This window comes from Citrobacter sp. LST-B2, from assembly GCF_057983045.1.
Genome location: NZ_CP192598.1, coordinates 4,393,166 through 4,408,101, shown reverse-complemented (window position 1 = coordinate 4,408,101; position 14,936 = coordinate 4,393,166). Strand labels below are relative to the sequence as shown.

The 14,936-nt window shown below is 53.5% G+C and carries 17 protein-coding genes; 13 read left to right on the top strand and 4 right to left on the bottom strand.

Annotation, left to right across the window (positions count from 1 at the left end; genetic code table 11):
• Positions 1-136: 136 nt before the first annotated feature.
• The 4 genes from nsrR to ACQ0PY_RS21225 all read left to right on the top strand — a co-directional run bounded on the left by nsrR (position 137) and on the right by ACQ0PY_RS21225 (position 5,764).
• The gene (gene nsrR / locus ACQ0PY_RS21240; RefSeq protein ID WP_042321442.1) at positions 137-562 is read left to right on the top strand and encodes a nitric oxide-sensing transcriptional repressor NsrR; all 426 of its coding nucleotides are present in this window, start codon (positions 137-139) and stop codon (positions 560-562) included.
• A 226-nt stretch (positions 563-788) separates the two neighbouring features.
• A complete protein-coding gene (rnr, locus tag ACQ0PY_RS21235; protein WP_109739540.1) occupies positions 789-3,230 on the top strand; it encodes a ribonuclease R in 2,442 nt (813 codons plus the stop codon).
• A gap of 66 nt (positions 3,231-3,296) precedes the next feature.
• Positions 3,297-4,028 (top strand): 23S rRNA (guanosine(2251)-2'-O)-methyltransferase RlmB, encoded by a 732-nt coding sequence (rlmB, locus tag ACQ0PY_RS21230; RefSeq protein WP_042321448.1) that lies wholly within the window; start codon positions 3,297-3,299, stop codon positions 4,026-4,028.
• A gap of 113 nt (positions 4,029-4,141) precedes the next feature.
• Positions 4,142-5,764 (top strand): isovaleryl-CoA dehydrogenase, encoded by a 1,623-nt coding sequence (locus ACQ0PY_RS21225; protein WP_109739539.1) that lies wholly within the window; start codon positions 4,142-4,144, stop codon positions 5,762-5,764.
• 37 nt (positions 5,765-5,801) lie between these two features.
• On the opposite strand, the gene yjfN is transcribed toward ACQ0PY_RS21225, so the two are convergent.
• Positions 5,802-6,077: a DUF1471 family protease activator YjfN gene (gene yjfN, locus ACQ0PY_RS21220; protein WP_072140690.1), complete on the bottom strand. Its 276-nt coding sequence runs from the start codon at positions 6,075-6,077 to the stop codon at positions 5,802-5,804.
• 147 nt (positions 6,078-6,224) lie between these two features.
• The gene (gene bsmA / locus ACQ0PY_RS21215) at positions 6,225-6,554 is read right to left on the bottom strand and encodes a biofilm peroxide resistance protein BsmA (protein ID WP_042999188.1); all 330 of its coding nucleotides are present in this window, start codon (positions 6,552-6,554) and stop codon (positions 6,225-6,227) included.
• Positions 6,555-6,735: 181 nt separating this feature from the next.
• Here bsmA and yjfP point away from each other — a divergent pair, with 181 nt between their 5' ends.
• The gene (yjfP, locus tag ACQ0PY_RS21210; RefSeq protein WP_042999189.1) at positions 6,736-7,485 is read left to right on the top strand and encodes an esterase; all 750 of its coding nucleotides are present in this window, start codon (positions 6,736-6,738) and stop codon (positions 7,483-7,485) included.
• A gap of 99 nt (positions 7,486-7,584) precedes the next feature.
• Here yjfP and yjfY read toward each other — a convergent pair whose 3' ends face one another.
• Positions 7,585-7,860, bottom strand: coding sequence for a DUF1471 family protein YjfY (gene yjfY, locus ACQ0PY_RS21205; protein ID WP_044257220.1), 276 nt, complete (start codon positions 7,858-7,860; stop codon positions 7,585-7,587).
• 300 nt (positions 7,861-8,160) lie between these two features.
• Between yjfY and ACQ0PY_RS21200 the strand changes: the two genes are divergently transcribed.
• The 6 genes from ACQ0PY_RS21200 (at position 8,161) to ACQ0PY_RS21175 (ending at position 11,599) form a co-directional block, all read left to right on the top strand.
• The gene (locus tag ACQ0PY_RS21200; RefSeq protein ID WP_109739538.1) at positions 8,161-8,925 is read left to right on the top strand and encodes a TSUP family transporter; all 765 of its coding nucleotides are present in this window, start codon (positions 8,161-8,163) and stop codon (positions 8,923-8,925) included.
• Between the two features lie 159 nt (positions 8,926-9,084).
• On the top strand, positions 9,085-9,480 hold the full coding sequence (gene rpsF / locus ACQ0PY_RS21195; protein WP_042321529.1) for a 30S ribosomal protein S6: 396 nt from the start codon (positions 9,085-9,087) through the stop codon (positions 9,478-9,480).
• 6 nt (positions 9,481-9,486) lie between these two features.
• The gene (gene priB, locus ACQ0PY_RS21190; protein WP_042321531.1) at positions 9,487-9,801 is read left to right on the top strand and encodes a primosomal replication protein N; all 315 of its coding nucleotides are present in this window, start codon (positions 9,487-9,489) and stop codon (positions 9,799-9,801) included.
• A gap of 4 nt (positions 9,802-9,805) precedes the next feature.
• The gene (rpsR, locus tag ACQ0PY_RS21185; protein ID WP_000135199.1) at positions 9,806-10,033 is read left to right on the top strand and encodes a 30S ribosomal protein S18; all 228 of its coding nucleotides are present in this window, start codon (positions 9,806-9,808) and stop codon (positions 10,031-10,033) included.
• 41 nt (positions 10,034-10,074) lie between these two features.
• Complete coding sequence (gene rplI, locus ACQ0PY_RS21180; RefSeq protein ID WP_042999192.1) at positions 10,075-10,524, top strand: 50S ribosomal protein L9; 450 nt, start codon at positions 10,075-10,077, stop codon at positions 10,522-10,524.
• Positions 10,525-10,669: 145 nt separating this feature from the next.
• A complete protein-coding gene (locus ACQ0PY_RS21175; RefSeq protein ID WP_042999193.1) occupies positions 10,670-11,599 on the top strand; it encodes a DMT family transporter in 930 nt (309 codons plus the stop codon).
• A 110-nt stretch (positions 11,600-11,709) separates the two neighbouring features.
• Here the strand turns inward: ACQ0PY_RS21175 and ACQ0PY_RS21170 are convergent, their stop codons facing one another.
• On the bottom strand, positions 11,710-12,354 hold the full coding sequence (locus tag ACQ0PY_RS21170; RefSeq protein WP_109739537.1) for an OapA family protein: 645 nt from the start codon (positions 12,352-12,354) through the stop codon (positions 11,710-11,712).
• A gap of 222 nt (positions 12,355-12,576) precedes the next feature.
• Here ACQ0PY_RS21170 and bamJ point away from each other — a divergent pair, with 222 nt between their 5' ends.
• Both bamJ and cycA read left to right on the top strand, forming a co-directional pair.
• Positions 12,577-13,197 (top strand): BamJ family beta-barrel-assembly machinery protein, encoded by a 621-nt coding sequence (gene bamJ / locus ACQ0PY_RS21165; protein ID WP_042999195.1) that lies wholly within the window; start codon positions 12,577-12,579, stop codon positions 13,195-13,197.
• 322 nt (positions 13,198-13,519) lie between these two features.
• The gene (gene cycA / locus ACQ0PY_RS21160; protein WP_042999196.1) at positions 13,520-14,929 is read left to right on the top strand and encodes a D-serine/D-alanine/glycine transporter; all 1,410 of its coding nucleotides are present in this window, start codon (positions 13,520-13,522) and stop codon (positions 14,927-14,929) included.
• The last annotated feature ends 7 nt before the right edge of the window (positions 14,930-14,936 follow it).

Below are 14,936 nucleotides of genomic sequence, written 5' to 3'. Positions count from 1 at the left end.
TCATCCGGCTTAATCGTGCGTTAAATCCTCGCTTTTTTCCTTCCGAACTGAAATAAATTAGCGGCCTGGCTAGTGGCTGGTTTATCATCAATATAAATAAGATGTATCCCGATTCCCCCTTTTCCCTGAGGTTGATGTGCAGTTAACGAGTTTCACCGATTACGGACTACGAGCGCTAATCTATATGGCATCACTCCCGGAAGGTCGCATGACCAGTATTTCGGAGGTGACAGACGTCTACGGCGTTTCCCGTAATCATATGGTCAAAATAATCAATCAACTTAGTCGGGCGGGCTTTGTAACTGCTATTCGGGGAAAAAATGGCGGGATCCGTTTAGGCAAAGCCGCGAATACTATTCGAATTGGCGATGTCGTGCGCGAACTCGAACCGCTGTCGCTGGTGAATTGTAGCAGCGAGTTTTGCCACATCACCCCTGCCTGTCGACTCAAACAGGCGCTTTCTAAGGCCGTGCAAAGTTTTCTAACGGAGCTGGATAACTACACGCTGGCCGATTTGGTTGAAGAGAATCAACCGCTTTATAAATTATTGCTGGTGGAATAGTGAAGTCCAAAGCATTTCGCGTCGTATCGCGGCGGCAACTGAGTGACAAATTCGTCAGGAACGAATTTGAACAGCCGCAGGCTGGCCTTCGGTGAGAGACTGGGATGTCTCTCATAAATCCCCAGGAGCTTAAAAAGTAAGCGACTGGGGAGAGCAAAGGCAGCCAACAAAGAGACGGCGTGAAAGACGACGGAATTCCACCGGAGCTGACAATGGAGGAACCTCAATGTCACAAGATCCTTTCCAGGAACGCGAAGCTGAAAAGTACGAAAATCCTATCCCAAGCCGGGAATTTATCCTCGAACATTTAACTAAACGCGAAAAACCGGCCAGCCGCGATGAGCTGGCTGTGGAACTGAACATAAAAGGCGAAGAGCAGCAGGAAGCCCTGCGTCGCCGCCTGCGCGCGATGGAGCGTGACGGACAACTGGTCTTCACCCGTCGGCAGTGTTATGCGCTGCCGGAACGCCTCGATCTGCTGAAAGGTACCGTTATTGGCCACCGTGATGGCTATGGCTTTCTGCGCGTCGAAGGGCGTAAAGACGATTTGTATCTCTCCAGCGAGCAGATGAAAACCTGCATTCATGGCGATCAGGTATTGGCGCAACCGCTGGGCGCGGATCGTAAAGGCCGCCGTGAAGCGCGTATTGTGCGCGTTCTGGTGCCAAAAACCAGCCAGATTGTCGGTCGTTACTTTACTGAAGCGGGCGTGGGTTTTGTGGTTCCTGACGACAGCCGTCTGAGCTTCGATATTCTGATCCCGCCTGAAGATATCATGGGCGCGCGCATGGGCTTTGTGGTGGTGGTTGAACTCACCCAGCGCCCGACCCGCCGCACCAAAGCGGTAGGGAAAATCGTCGAAGTGCTGGGCGACAACATGGGAACCGGTATGGCCGTCGATATGGCGCTGCGAACCCATGAAATCCCGTATATCTGGCCAGCCGCCGTTGAGAAACAAGTTGCCGGTCTGAAAGAAGAGGTGCCTGAAGAGGCAAAAGTCGGGCGTGTGGATTTACGCGATTTGCCGCTGGTCACCATCGACGGCGAAGATGCCCGCGACTTTGATGATGCGGTCTATTGCGAGAAGAAACGCGGTGGCGGCTGGCGTTTGTGGGTGGCGATTGCTGACGTGAGCTATTACGTGCGTCCGCCGACGCCGCTGGATCAGGAAGCGCGTAATCGCGGGACGTCCGTGTACTTCCCGTCGCAGGTGGTACCGATGCTACCGGAAGTGCTCTCCAACGGCCTGTGCTCACTGAACCCGCAGGTTGACCGCCTGTGCATGGTCTGCGAAATGACCATCTCTACCAAAGGCCGTCTGACGGGATATAAATTCTACGAAGCGGTGATGAGCTCACATGCGCGTCTGACCTACACCAAGGTCTGGCACATGTTGCAGGGCGATCAGGAGTTGCGCGAGCAGTATGCGCCGCTGGTTAAGCATATCGAAGAGCTACACAACCTCTACAAAGTGTTGGATAAAGCCCGTGAAGAGCGCGGCGGCATCTCGTTTGAGAGTGAAGAAGCGAAGTTCATTTTCAACGCGGAACGCCGTATTGAGCGAATTGAGCAGACCCAGCGTAACGATGCGCACAAGCTGATCGAAGAGTGCATGATTCTGGCGAACATCTCGGCAGCGCGTTTCGTTGAGAAAGCCCAGGAGCCTGCGCTGTTCCGTATACACGACAAACCGACGACTGAGGCGATCACTTCCTTCCGTTCTGTTCTGGCGGAGCTGGGGCTGGAACTGCCTGGCGGTAATAAGCCGGAGCCGCGCGATTACGCGGAATTGCTGGAATCGGTTGCCGATCGCCCTGACGCCGAAATGCTGCAAACGATGCTGCTGCGTTCGATGAAGCAGGCGATTTACGATCCGGAAAACCGCGGTCACTTTGGTCTGGCGTTGCAGTCGTATGCTCACTTTACCTCGCCGATCCGTCGTTACCCGGATCTCTCCCTGCACCGCGCCATTAAGTATCTGTTGGCGAAAGAGCAGGGCCATAAAGGTAACACCACCGAAACGGGTGGCTACCATTATTCGATGGAAGAGATGCTGCAACTGGGTCAGCACTGTTCGATGGCTGAGCGCCGTGCGGATGAAGCAACCCGTGACGTCGCTGACTGGCTGAAGTGCGACTTCATGCTGGATCAGGTCGGCAACGTCTTTAAAGGCGTGATTGCCAGCGTCACCGGCTTTGGCTTCTTTGTGCGTCTGGACGAACTGTTCATCGATGGCCTGGTCCACGTCTCCTCGCTGGATAACGACTACTATCGTTTTGACCAGGTGGGACAGCGCCTGACCGGCGAATCCAGCGGCCAGACTTATCGTCTTGGCGATCGCGTGGAAGTGAAAGTCGAAGCTGTAAATATGGATGAGCGCAAGATTGATTTCAGCCTGATTTCCAGCGAGCGTGCGCCGCGTAACGAAGGTAAAACGGCGCGTGAAAGAGCGAAGAAAGGCGATGCGGATAAAAAAACCGGCCGCAGTCGTCAGGTTGGTAAGAAAGCCAATTTTGAGCCTGACAGCGCTTTCCGTGGCGAGAAGAAACAAAAACCAAAGGCGGCGAAGAAAGAGGCCAGAAAAGCGAAAAAGCCTTCTGAGAAAACGCAAAAAATAGCGGCGGCGACAAAAGCAAAGCGTGCCGCTAAAAAGAAAACGGCACAGTAAGCCGCACAGTGTAAGCCGGGGAAGCATTGCGTCACCCGGCATGATTAACTATTAACGAGTGATTTCATGAGTGAAATGATTTACGGCATCCATGCGGTGCAGGCCCTGCTGGAGCGTGCTCCTGAACGTTTTCAGGATGTCTTTATTCTCAAAGGCCGTGAAGATAAACGCCTGCTGCCGCTGATCCATGCTCTGGAAGCACAGGGCGTGGTCATCCAACTGGCAAACCGTCAGTTTCTGGATGAGAAAAGCGAAGGAGCCGTCCATCAGGGCATTATCGCTCGCGTGAAGCCGGGTCGTCAGTATCAGGAAAACGATCTACCGGATCTGATTGCTTCGCTGGATCAACCGTTCCTGCTGATCCTTGATGGCGTGACCGATCCGCATAACCTCGGTGCCTGTCTGCGTAGCGCCGATGCCGCTGGCGTTAATGCGGTGATCGTGCCGAAAGATCGTTCTGCGCAGTTGAATGCCACGGCGAAGAAAGTCGCCTGCGGTGCAGCGGAAAGCGTCCCGTTGATTCGGGTGACTAACCTGGCGCGTACCATGCGTATGTTGCAGGAAGAGAATATCTGGATTGTCGGCACGGCGGGTGAAGCTGACCATACTCTCTATCAGAGCAAAATGACCGGCCGTATGGCGCTGGTGATGGGGGCGGAAGGTGAGGGGATGCGTCGCCTGACGCGTGAACATTGCGATGAGCTGATCAGCATTCCAATGGCCGGAAGCGTCTCTTCGCTCAACGTTTCTGTCGCGACAGGCATCTGTCTGTTCGAGGCTGTGCGGCAGCGCAGCTAATAGACGATTTCTGAAGCCATCCAGCAGGATGGCTTTTTTGTGCCCTCCTTTCCAGGCATTCTCCCCTCAGACTGACCATACTTATTGAGATGCCATTGAAGGAGGGAAACACAATGCACTGGCAAACTCACACCGTTTTTAATCAGCCGTTACCCCTGAATAACAGCAATCTGTTCCTGTCTGATGGCGCGCTCTGCGAGGCCGTAGCGCGTGAGGGGGCAGGCTGGGACAGCGAACTTCTCGCCAGTATCGGTCAACAACTTGGCACTGCGGAATCGCTGGAACTGGGACGGCTGGCGAATGCCTGGCCGCCAGAATTACTACGTTACGATCCCCAGGGGCAGCGTCTGGACGACGTTCGCTTCCATCCCGCGTGGCATCTGTTGATGCAGGGACTGTGTGCCAACCGTATCCACAATCTGCCCTGGGCGGAGGCGGCGCGAGACGGATCGTTTGTCGCCCGGGCAGCCCGCTTTGTCCTGCATGCGCAGGTGGAGGCCGGCACGTTATGCCCCATCACCATGACTTTTGCCGCGACACCGCTATTGCAGCAAATGTTGCCCGCCGTATTCGCCGACTGGCAAACGCCGCTACACAGCGATCGCTATGATTCGCATCTTGCGCCGGGGGGCCAAAAACGTGGCCTGCTGATCGGCATGGGGATGACGGAAAAACAGGGCGGTTCTGATGTGTTGAGCAACACCACCCGCGCCGAGCGTCTGGCGGATGGGTCGTACCGGCTGGTGGGACATAAATGGTTTTTCTCTGTGCCGCAAAGTGATGCCCATCTGGTGCTGGCACAGGCAAAAGGTGGCCTCTCCTGTTTCTTCGTCCCGCGCTTTTTACCTGACGGCCAGCGCAATGCGATCCGCCTTGAACGGCTGAAAGACAAGCTGGGGAATCGTTCCAATGCCAGCGCGGAAGTCGAGTTTCAGGATGCCATCGGCTGGCTTCTTGGTGATGAGGGAGAAGGCATTCGTCATATCCTGAAGATGGGCGGTCTGACGCGTTTTGACTGTGCGCTCGGCAGTCACGGACTGATGCGCCGCGCCTTCTCGGTGGCGATTTACCACGCGCACCAGCGTCAGGTGTCCGGCAAGCCGCTGATTGAGCAACCGATGATGCGTCAGGTGCTTAGTCGTATGGCGCTCCAGCTGGAAGGACAAACCGCATTATTGTTTCGTCTGGCCCATGCCTGGGATCGGCGTAGCGATGCCAAAGAGCGACTCTGGGCGCGTCTGTTCACGCCAGCGGCAAAATTTGCCGTTTGTAAAGGCGGCATTCCGTTCGTGGCGGAGGCAATGGAAGTGCTTGGCGGCGTAGGGTATTGCGAAGAGAGCGAACTGCCGCGACTGTACCGGGAAATGCCGGTCAATAGTATCTGGGAGGGATCCGGTAACGTCATGTGTCTCGACGTCTTGCGGGTTATCAACAAGCAAACCGGGGTCGATGAGATGCTGAGTGAGGCATTCTCTGAGGTCAGGGGGCAGGACAGGCATTTTGATCGCGCGGTACGCCAGCTTTTGCCGCGACTGCGCAAACCTTCCGAAGAACTGGGTCGTGAGATCACCCAGCAGATTTTCCTGTTGGGATGCGGAATAGAAATGTTACGGCACGCATCACCGCCTGTTGCCCAGGCCTGGTGTCAGATGATGCTGGATACGCGCGGCGGAATGCGGTTATCAGAACGGGTACAGGACGCGTTGCTGCTGCGGGCGACGGGGGGATTGCGCTGATACGTTGCCGGATGCGTTTACGCCATCCGGCAATCTGTTATGCGTAGAGTATGGCTTGTACGCGCCAGTTATCAGGCTGCTGCTCTTCATACATCTGAATAATGCGATACCACGATGCGCCTTGTTCATCGGCTTTTAACGCGACAATCCGCTCCACATCCTGTGGGTTTCCGGAAATATTACTGACAGAGATCAGGCCAATTTCATTGAGGCCAGTCACGCAATCCGCACTCGCGAATTCAGCAGACTGCGCCGTCGTACTCACCAGTCCGGCAGTTAACAGCAGTGAGGATAAGGCAAGAGATTGTTTCATCGTCAGCTCCATTTTACGTTTCCCCGCAATGCGCAGGGCATTCCATCGCCGAAATAAACGTCCAGCCTCCTGCTGTCGGTTTATTGTGCACAGGTAAACGTATAGAGGCGTAAAGCTACGTGAAATTGGCTTAAATTCCATCAATGATTATTTACGATATAAGACGGCCTGTGAGTACCACTGACCCGTCACGATAGTTTCATCAACCATGACAATAACGTAATAATCGGCTTTCGCTGCGGCGGCTTTCGCTCTGACTTCATCAACTGCATCATCCGGAGAGCCTCTGACCAGAGAGGTCACGGTTCCCATTCGCTGCAACCCTTGTGTCTGGTCGCGACGAATTTCCTGCGGATGATCGGCGACGGGCGGTGCTGGCTGTGGCGTTCCCTGAAGAATGCTACATCCACTTAACAGCATCACCAACATCAAAGAGGTAAACCGACGCATCACTCTATCTCGTTTCCTGATAGCCATAGTGTAGTGCCTTATTAATTTCCCTTTGGGGGAATGTTCCCAAAATGTTACCTTCCGCGCGATTTTCGAATGAAAATGTCGTGAAAGCGTAATCCAGTTCTCAACATTATGAATCGTTGTTGAATACGTCACCTTGTTTAATAATGTGACCTATAGCATACCCGCGCCAAAAGAGGTGCAAATGATTGAAATTGAAACATGTCAACTGGCGGAACATCATCTGCTTCACGCCTTTCCTTCGGGGCAACGCAGTACACTTTTGCCGTGTATTGTTTTCTACCACGGGTTTACCTCTTCCAGCCTGGTCTACAGCTATTTTGCCGTGGCGCTGGCGCAGGCCGGATTTCGGGTCATTATGCCAGACGCCGCCGGGCATGGGGCGCGTTTCAATGGTGACGAACAGGCGAGAATGGGCCACTTCTGGCAGATTTTGCAGCAGAGCATGCAGGAGTTTACGGCGTTACGTGCGGCACTGCGTGCAGAAAACTGGCTGCTGGAGGAACGTCTTGCGGTTGGCGGCGCATCGATGGGGGCAATGACTGCGCTGGGGATCATGACTCAGCATCCGGAGGTCAAATGTGTCGCCAGCCTGATGGGCTCGGGTTATTTCACCCGTCTGGCGCGAACGCTGTTTCCCCCTTGTGCCCTGGACACGCCCGCCCGTCAGGAGGAATTCACGCATATCATTGCGCCGTTGGCGAAGTGGGATGTGTCGCAGCAGCTCGCCCGACTGGCCGACAGACCGCTGTTGTTATGGCATGGCCAGGACGATGATGTGGTGCCAGCGGCGGAAAGTTTCCGTTTACAGCAGGCAATGATTCAGGCCGGCCTGGACCACAATTTGACCTGTCAGTGGCAAGCAGGCGTACGCCATCGCATTACGCCCGAAGCCCTGGCCGCAACGGTGTCGTTTTTCCGTCAGCATCTCTGACGCAGGCGCTAGCTAGCCATACGTCATCATGCAAAAAAAAGCCCCCTGAACAGGGGGCAAGTCAAGCTATGGCTTTCTTTTCGTTGGACTTTCCTGGTGCTAGCGATAAATATCCGCGCTGGCGTGGATGTTGCCGTTACTACCGGGTTCCCGCATCAGGATCACGTGGTAGTACGTTGCGCCCTGCGCATCGGTCTCTTCATTCAGGGCCCTTTCTGCATCACTTTCAGTGGCGAAGTTATGATTGATGTAAATGACGCCTAAGCTCTGCACATCATCCATGTTTCGGGCTTGCTGGTGGTCTATTTCAATGGCGGCGAATGTATTTGCACTGAGCAACAGTCCCGCCAGAAGGGTGACAAAACGGATTCGCATACCTACCTCCTCGACAGCTGACTCTGATTAGCGATTTCTCCTGTTAGTCGATAACGTCTGATTTAATTTTAATCGCTACTTTGTCGGTCGATAGCGACCATTTCTGATGCAGTTGTTCAAAAAATTACCGCGATCCGTTCTTTCTGAATGTAAACAATCGGCTAGCCCGTTTTGCTGTGGCGAAAAATACCTGTTTTTCTGACAAGAACACTTACCGAATCGTCAATATCACTGTCGGCCATCGCCGCTTATAGTGAGCCGAAACATAAAGCTAACTTTATGATAATAAGGCAAAAAGATATGGATACTTCATTCATGAATTTCAGCTACTTCGCCATTATGTTTATGGTGGCGCTGATAGCGGGTTTTATTAATGTAGTTTCAGGCGGCGGTGGGTTTTTATCGATTGGAGCGCTATTGCTCTCAGGATTGCCGCCAGCCAATGCGCTGGCCACCAATAAGATTCAGGCGCTGGGCAGTTCATTGACGTCGGGGATCTACTTTCTGCGTCGCGGACATATCAACATCCAGCAGCATAAGTATGTCTTTTTATCCGCGTTTGTGGGAGCGGCTCTGGGGACGACGCTTATCCAGTTCATTGAACCGGAACTGCTGAAAAAACTGTTACCGGTACTCATCATCGCGGTAGCGCTGTACTTTATTTTTGCCCCCAATCTCACTGAACCAAAAAAGAAGCAGCAGGTGTCACTGTTTCTCTTTTCCCTGATAGGGGGAGGGTGCGTTGGTTTCTATGATGGATTCCTCGGCGCCGGGGCCGGTTCCTTTTATACCCTGTGCTACATCCTGCTGTGGGGATACAGCATCGATAAAGCGCAAATTCACTCTAATTTCATTAATCTTGCGTCCAACATCGCCTCTATTCTGTTCTTCATTTTCGGCGGCAAAATGATCTGGTCGCTGGGACTGGTGATGTTCGCCGGGCAGGCGCTTGGCGCACGCCTGGGGGCGACAGTAGTCCTCACACGTGGCAAGAAAGTGATCAGGCCGATGATCGTGATTGTTTCTATCTGCATCAGCGGCAAAATGCTATTGGATATGTATTAAGGGCGTCCTGACAAATATTCCTGGAATCACCTTGAGTTTGCGGCCTGACACCAGTATTATGACGCGTCAATTTTTCAGCCGACCTTTAACACGTTCCTTGCCTCCATGGGCCGCGGCTGACCCAGACAGGAGGCTGAATAATCCGTAAGGAGCAATTCGATGCGTCATTACGAAATCGTTTTTATGGTCCATCCTGACCAGAGCGAACAGGTTCCGGGTATGATCGAGCGTTACTCTGCTGCCATCACTGGTGCAGAAGGCAAGATCCACCGTCTGGAAGACTGGGGCCGCCGTCAGCTGGCTTACCCGATCAACAAACTGCACAAAGCTCACTACGTTCTGCTGAACGTTGAAGCACCGCAGGAAGTGATCGATGAGCTGGAAACAACTTTCCGCTTCAACGACGCCGTTATCCGCAGCATGGTAATGCGTACTAAGCACGCTGTTACCGAAGCATCTCCGATGGTTAAAGCGAAAGACGAGCGCCGTGAGCGTCGCGATGATTTCGCAAACGAAACCGCAGATGATGCTGAAGCTGGGGATTCTGAAGAGTAATTTCTGATGACCAACCGTCTGGTGTTGTCCGGCACCGTGTGCAGGACCCCCCTTCGAAAGGTCAGTCCATCAGGAATTCCGCACTGCCAGTTCGTGCTTGAGCATCGTTCTGTGCAGGAGGAAGCCGGATTTCACCGGCAGGCGTGGTGCCAAATGCCCGTGATTGTTAGCGGACACGAAAACCAGGCCATTACTCACAGTATAACGGTCGGTAGCGCAGTGACCGTTCAGGGGTTCATCTCTTGCCACAAGGCAAAGAACGGCCTGAGCAAAATGGTTCTGCATGCCGAGCAGATTGAATTGATAGATTCTGGAGACTAGCCATATGGCACGTTATTTCCGTCGTCGCAAGTTCTGCCGTTTCACCGCGGAAGGCGTTCAAGAGATCGACTATAAAGATATCGCTACGCTGAAAAACTACATCACCGAAAGCGGTAAGATTGTCCCAAGCCGTATCACCGGTACCCGTGCAAAATACCAGCGTCAGCTGGCTCGCGCTATCAAACGCGCTCGCTACCTGTCTCTGCTGCCGTACACTGATCGTCATCAGTAATCGGTCACGGTCCATTAATACGACTTTGAGAGGATAAGGTAATGCAAGTTATTCTGCTTGATAAAGTAGCAAACCTGGGTAGCCTGGGTGATCAGGTTAACGTTAAAGCGGGCTATGCTCGTAACTTCCTGGTACCACAGGGTAAAGCTGTTCCTGCTACCAAGAAAAACGTTGAATACTTCGAAGCACGTCGCGCTGAACTGGAAGCTAAACTGGCTGACGTTCTGGCTGCTGCAAATGCACGCGCAGAGAAAATCAACGCATTGGAAACCGTTACCATCACGTCTAAAGCAGGCGACGAAGGTAAACTGTTCGGTTCCATCGGTACCCGCGACATCGCTGATGCTGTAACTGCAGCTGGCGTTGAAGTGGCTAAGAGCGAAGTTCGTCTGCCGAACGGCGTTCTGCGTACCACTGGTGAGCACGAAGTGGACTTCCAGGTTCACAGCGAAGTATTCGCTAAGCTGACCATTAACGTTGTTGCAGAATAAGTTTTTATTCTGATAACGTCGTAAGAAACGCCGACCTTGTGTCGGCGTTTTGCTTTTCTGCTCCCCTCATTTTTTCGCTCTGGCTATTCTTTGTCCTTTTCGGGATAATCATTAAAAATAAAACATAATTTCAATCTGGTGATGAATGGATACTCCGCACCCGCAACCTTTGTTTGCGCGTAAAAATGTTGTCTGGCTGAGCGCGGCGTTTTGTTGTCTGCTCTGGGGCAGCGCCTATCCGGCCATAAAGAGCGGTTATGAGATCTTCCAGATCGCCGCTGACGATATTCCGTCCAAAATTGTTTTCGCTGGTTACCGCTTCCTGTTCGCAGGTCTGCTGTTACTCTTGCTGGCGATAGCGCAGCGTAAGCCGATTGGCCGCCTGAGTTCCCGGCAGTTCGGGCAATTGACGCTGCTGGGAGTGACGCAGACCTCGCTGCAATACATCTTTTTTTACATCGGTCTGGCGTTCACTACCGGCGTGAAGGGATCGATCATGAATGCCACGGGCACCTTCTTCAGCGTGCTGTTGGCGCACTTCATCTATCAGAACGACAAACTGAGTTACAACAAAACGCTGGGATGCATTCTCGGTTTTACCGGCGTGATGGTGGTGAACTTCAACAGCGGACTGCTGGATTTTAATTTTACCCTGGCGGGCGATGGCTCAATTGTGCTGGCGGCATTTATTCTCTCCGCCGCGACACTTTACGGTAAGCGACTCTCTCAGACGGTCGATCCAACCGTGATGACGGGGTATCAGTTAGGGATTGGCGGGCTGGTGTTGGTGATCGGTGGTTATGTCTTTGGCGGCACACTGGCGGTTCACGGTCTCGCATCGGTGGCGATTCTCGGTTACCTGACGTTGCTCTCTTCAGTGGCGTTCGCGCTGTGGAGTATTTTGCTTAAGTATAACCGTGTGGGGATGATTGCACCGTTTAACTTCCTGATCCCGGTCTCCGGCGCGGTGCTGTCCGCGATTTTTCTCGGTGAGAATATCCTGGAGTGGAAATACGCGATTGCGCTGGTTCTGGTGTGCTCGGGGATCTGGTGGGTTAATAAGGTGAAGCGGTAACGCCGCCAATGCCGTGGTAGGCCGGATAAGGGCAAGCCGCCATCCGGCACGGCGCTGATGTGCCTGATGGCGCTACGCTTATCAGACCTGGCAGACCCCGGCACGATGAATTAACGTACGCGGATAAAGCTGCCGTCAGGTTGACGAGTAAACAGTACCTGCTGATTGTTGCCGGTGTCGATAGTCAGTCCGGTCACCACGCCATTCGCGTTCTGGCGAATTTGCACCATCTGCCCGCTCTGGAGAGTGCTTAGCGGTTTCCCCGCACCTTCAACCTGCGCCATCGCATAAACATCTGTAGGTGGCAGTCCGTGGTCGCGGAACAGTTGTGCCATGGTTTTACCGGGCTCTACGCGATAGGAGCGCCATTGCTGCTCAATGCCGCTATCCTGCTGGAAAGGCTGGGTTTGCGGTTGCTGTGACTGAGGTTGCTCTTCCGGTTGCCCTTCCTGAATGGGTTCCGGCGCAACGGGAGCGACTTGGCCTGGATCGTTTTGCGGGGCCACAAGCTGGGCCTGAAGCTGCGCTTCCGTCGGGGGTTGAGACTGCCACTGGAGATCCAGTTGCGCGTTACGGGTTACCGCTGGCGTATCGTTCGTGTCGCTTGAGGGGAGAAGGAAACCGACGACCAGCACAATCGCTGCAATGATAATGCCGCGGCGATGCATAGACGGAAGCGGATCCATAATGCGAAAATTGTCCGGTGCATGCCAGATTTTCGCCAGGGTTGGTTTTAATTCAAAGCGCCCGGGCATGGCTTTCCTCCTGCTCCGCGTCTCGTTCCTCAATCATAGAGTATAGACAGCTAACGCTATGATGTTCGTGATATTCCCCGTTTTTGGCACATATACAGGGGGATATCCCTATTGTTTCTTTTTCGTCGTGATTTGTCATCCACCCCGAGACAACATTTTACCGGGAGAAGCCTGGCTGTTATGCTGCCCGCTACTTTTTTATATCCGATGAAAGGAAATACGATGGCAACCCCGACTTTTGACACTATCGAAGCGCAAGCAAGCTACGGCATTGGTTTGCAGGTAGGACAGCAACTGAGCGAATCCGGACTGGAAGGGCTGTTGCCTGAAGCGCTGGTTGCCGGTATTGCTGACGCGCTGGAAGGCAAGCAGCCAGCCGTGCCGGTTGATGTGGTACACCGCGCGCTGCGCGAGATCCATGAACGTGCGGATGCCGTACGTCGCGAACGCTTCCAGGCGATGGCCGCAGATGGCGTGAAATATCTGGAAGAAAACCGTGAGAAAGACGGTGTGAACAGCACGGAATCTGGTCTGCAATTCCGCGTCCTGACTCAGGGCGAAGGCGCTATCCCGGCTCGTACTGACCGCGTTCGTGTGCACTACACCGGTAAACTGATCGACGGTACCGTCTTTGACAGCTCTGTTGCGCGCGGCGAACCGGCTGAATTCCCGGTAAACGGCGTGATTCCTGGCTGGATTGAAGCGCTGACCCTGATGCCGGTTGGCTCTAAATGGGAACTGACCATTCCTCAGGAACTGGCTTACGGCGAACGTGGCGCCGGTGCGTCGATCCCGCCATTCAGCACCCTGGTGTTCGACGTCGAACTGCTGGAAATTCTGTAACTAGTCACTTCTGTTCCCCCTCCACGCCGGAGGGGGACGAAAAATGCGCAATAACGCTGCCAGATTGCTGGGTATCGGAGTTTTATCTTGCAAATGCATCAGTTGCGTGTATTTTTGTGAGCTAATTCGCGTTACCAGAGTGATATGACACTCACTTTAAACATATAATTAACATAATATCTAAATCTTAGTATTCATCCCGCCGATTCTTACCTAATATCGATAAGTCCTGAAAACAGGATCGTCGTATCATAGATGCACAACAGACGCATTAAAGGCCGCAGAGCCCGCACAACACAGACAGGTACAGGAAGAATAAAATATGGTAGATCAGGTAAAAGTCGCCGCCGACGAACAGGCTCCGACTGAACAGTCGCTACGGCGCAATCTTACAAACCGACATATTCAGCTTATCGCCATCGGCGGTGCCATTGGTACGGGCCTGTTTATGGGGTCGGGTAAAACGATCAGTCTCGCCGGGCCGTCGATCATTTTTGTTTATATGATCATTGGTTTTATGCTTTTTTTCGTGATGCGCGCAATGGGAGAATTGCTGCTCTCGAATCTGGAATACAAATCTTTTAGCGACTTTGCTTCGGATCTGCTGGGACCGTGGGCAGGTTATTTCACCGGCTGGACCTACTGGTTCTGTTGGGTGGTGACCGGGATGGCGGATGTCGTCGCTATTACGGCCTACGCGCAGTTCTGGTTCCCCGGTCTTTCCGACTGGGTCGCCTCGCTGGCGGTAGTGATCCTGCTGCTGAGCCTTAACCTTGCCACCGTGAAAATGTTCGGTGAGATGGAGTTCTGGTTCGCGATGATCAAAATCGTCGCTATCGTGTCGCTGATTATCGTCGGCCTGGTGATGATTGCCATGCACTTCCAGTCGCCAACCGGTGTGGAAGCGTCGTTTGCTCACCTGTGGAATGATGGCGGCTGGTTCCCGAAAGGCATTAGCGGCTTCTTTGCCGGTTTCCAGATTGCCGTGTTCGCCTTTGTCGGGATCGAACTGGTCGGGACGACGGCGGCGGAAACGAAAGATCCGGAGAAATCGCTGCCGCGCGCCATTAACTCGATTCCGATTCGTATCATCATGTTTTACGTCTTTGCGCTGATCGTCATCATGTCCGTAACGCCGTGGAGTTCAGTGGTGCCGGATAAGAGTCCGTTCGTTGAGTTGTTCGTGCTGGTGGGTCTGCCTGCCGCTGCGAGCGTGATTAACTTCGTGGTCCTGACGTCCGCTGCTTCCTCTGCAAACAGTGGCGTGTTCTCTACCAGCCGTATGCTGTTTGGTCTGGCGCAGGAAGGCGTGGCACCGAAAGCATTCGCTAAGCTGTCTAAACGCGCGGTTCCGGCGAAAGGGCTGACCTTCTCCTGTATCTGCCTGCTGGGCGGAGTCGTGATGCTGTATGTCAACCCAAGCGTGATTGGCGCGTTCACCATGATCACGACAGTGTCGGCGATCTTGTTTATGTTCGTCTGGACTATCATCCTGTGCTCATACCTGGTGTATCGCAAACAGCGTCCACATCTGCATGAGAAGTCAATCTACAAAATGCCGCTTGGCAAGCTGATGTGCTGGGTGTGCATGGCGTTCTTCGTCTTCGTGCTGGTACTGCTGACGCTAGAAGATGATACCCGTCAGGCGCTGCTCGTCACGCCGCTGTGGTTCATTGCGCTGGGTCTGGGCTGGTGGCTGATTGGTAAGAAGCGGATGGCAGGCGTTCGTTAAAAAAAGA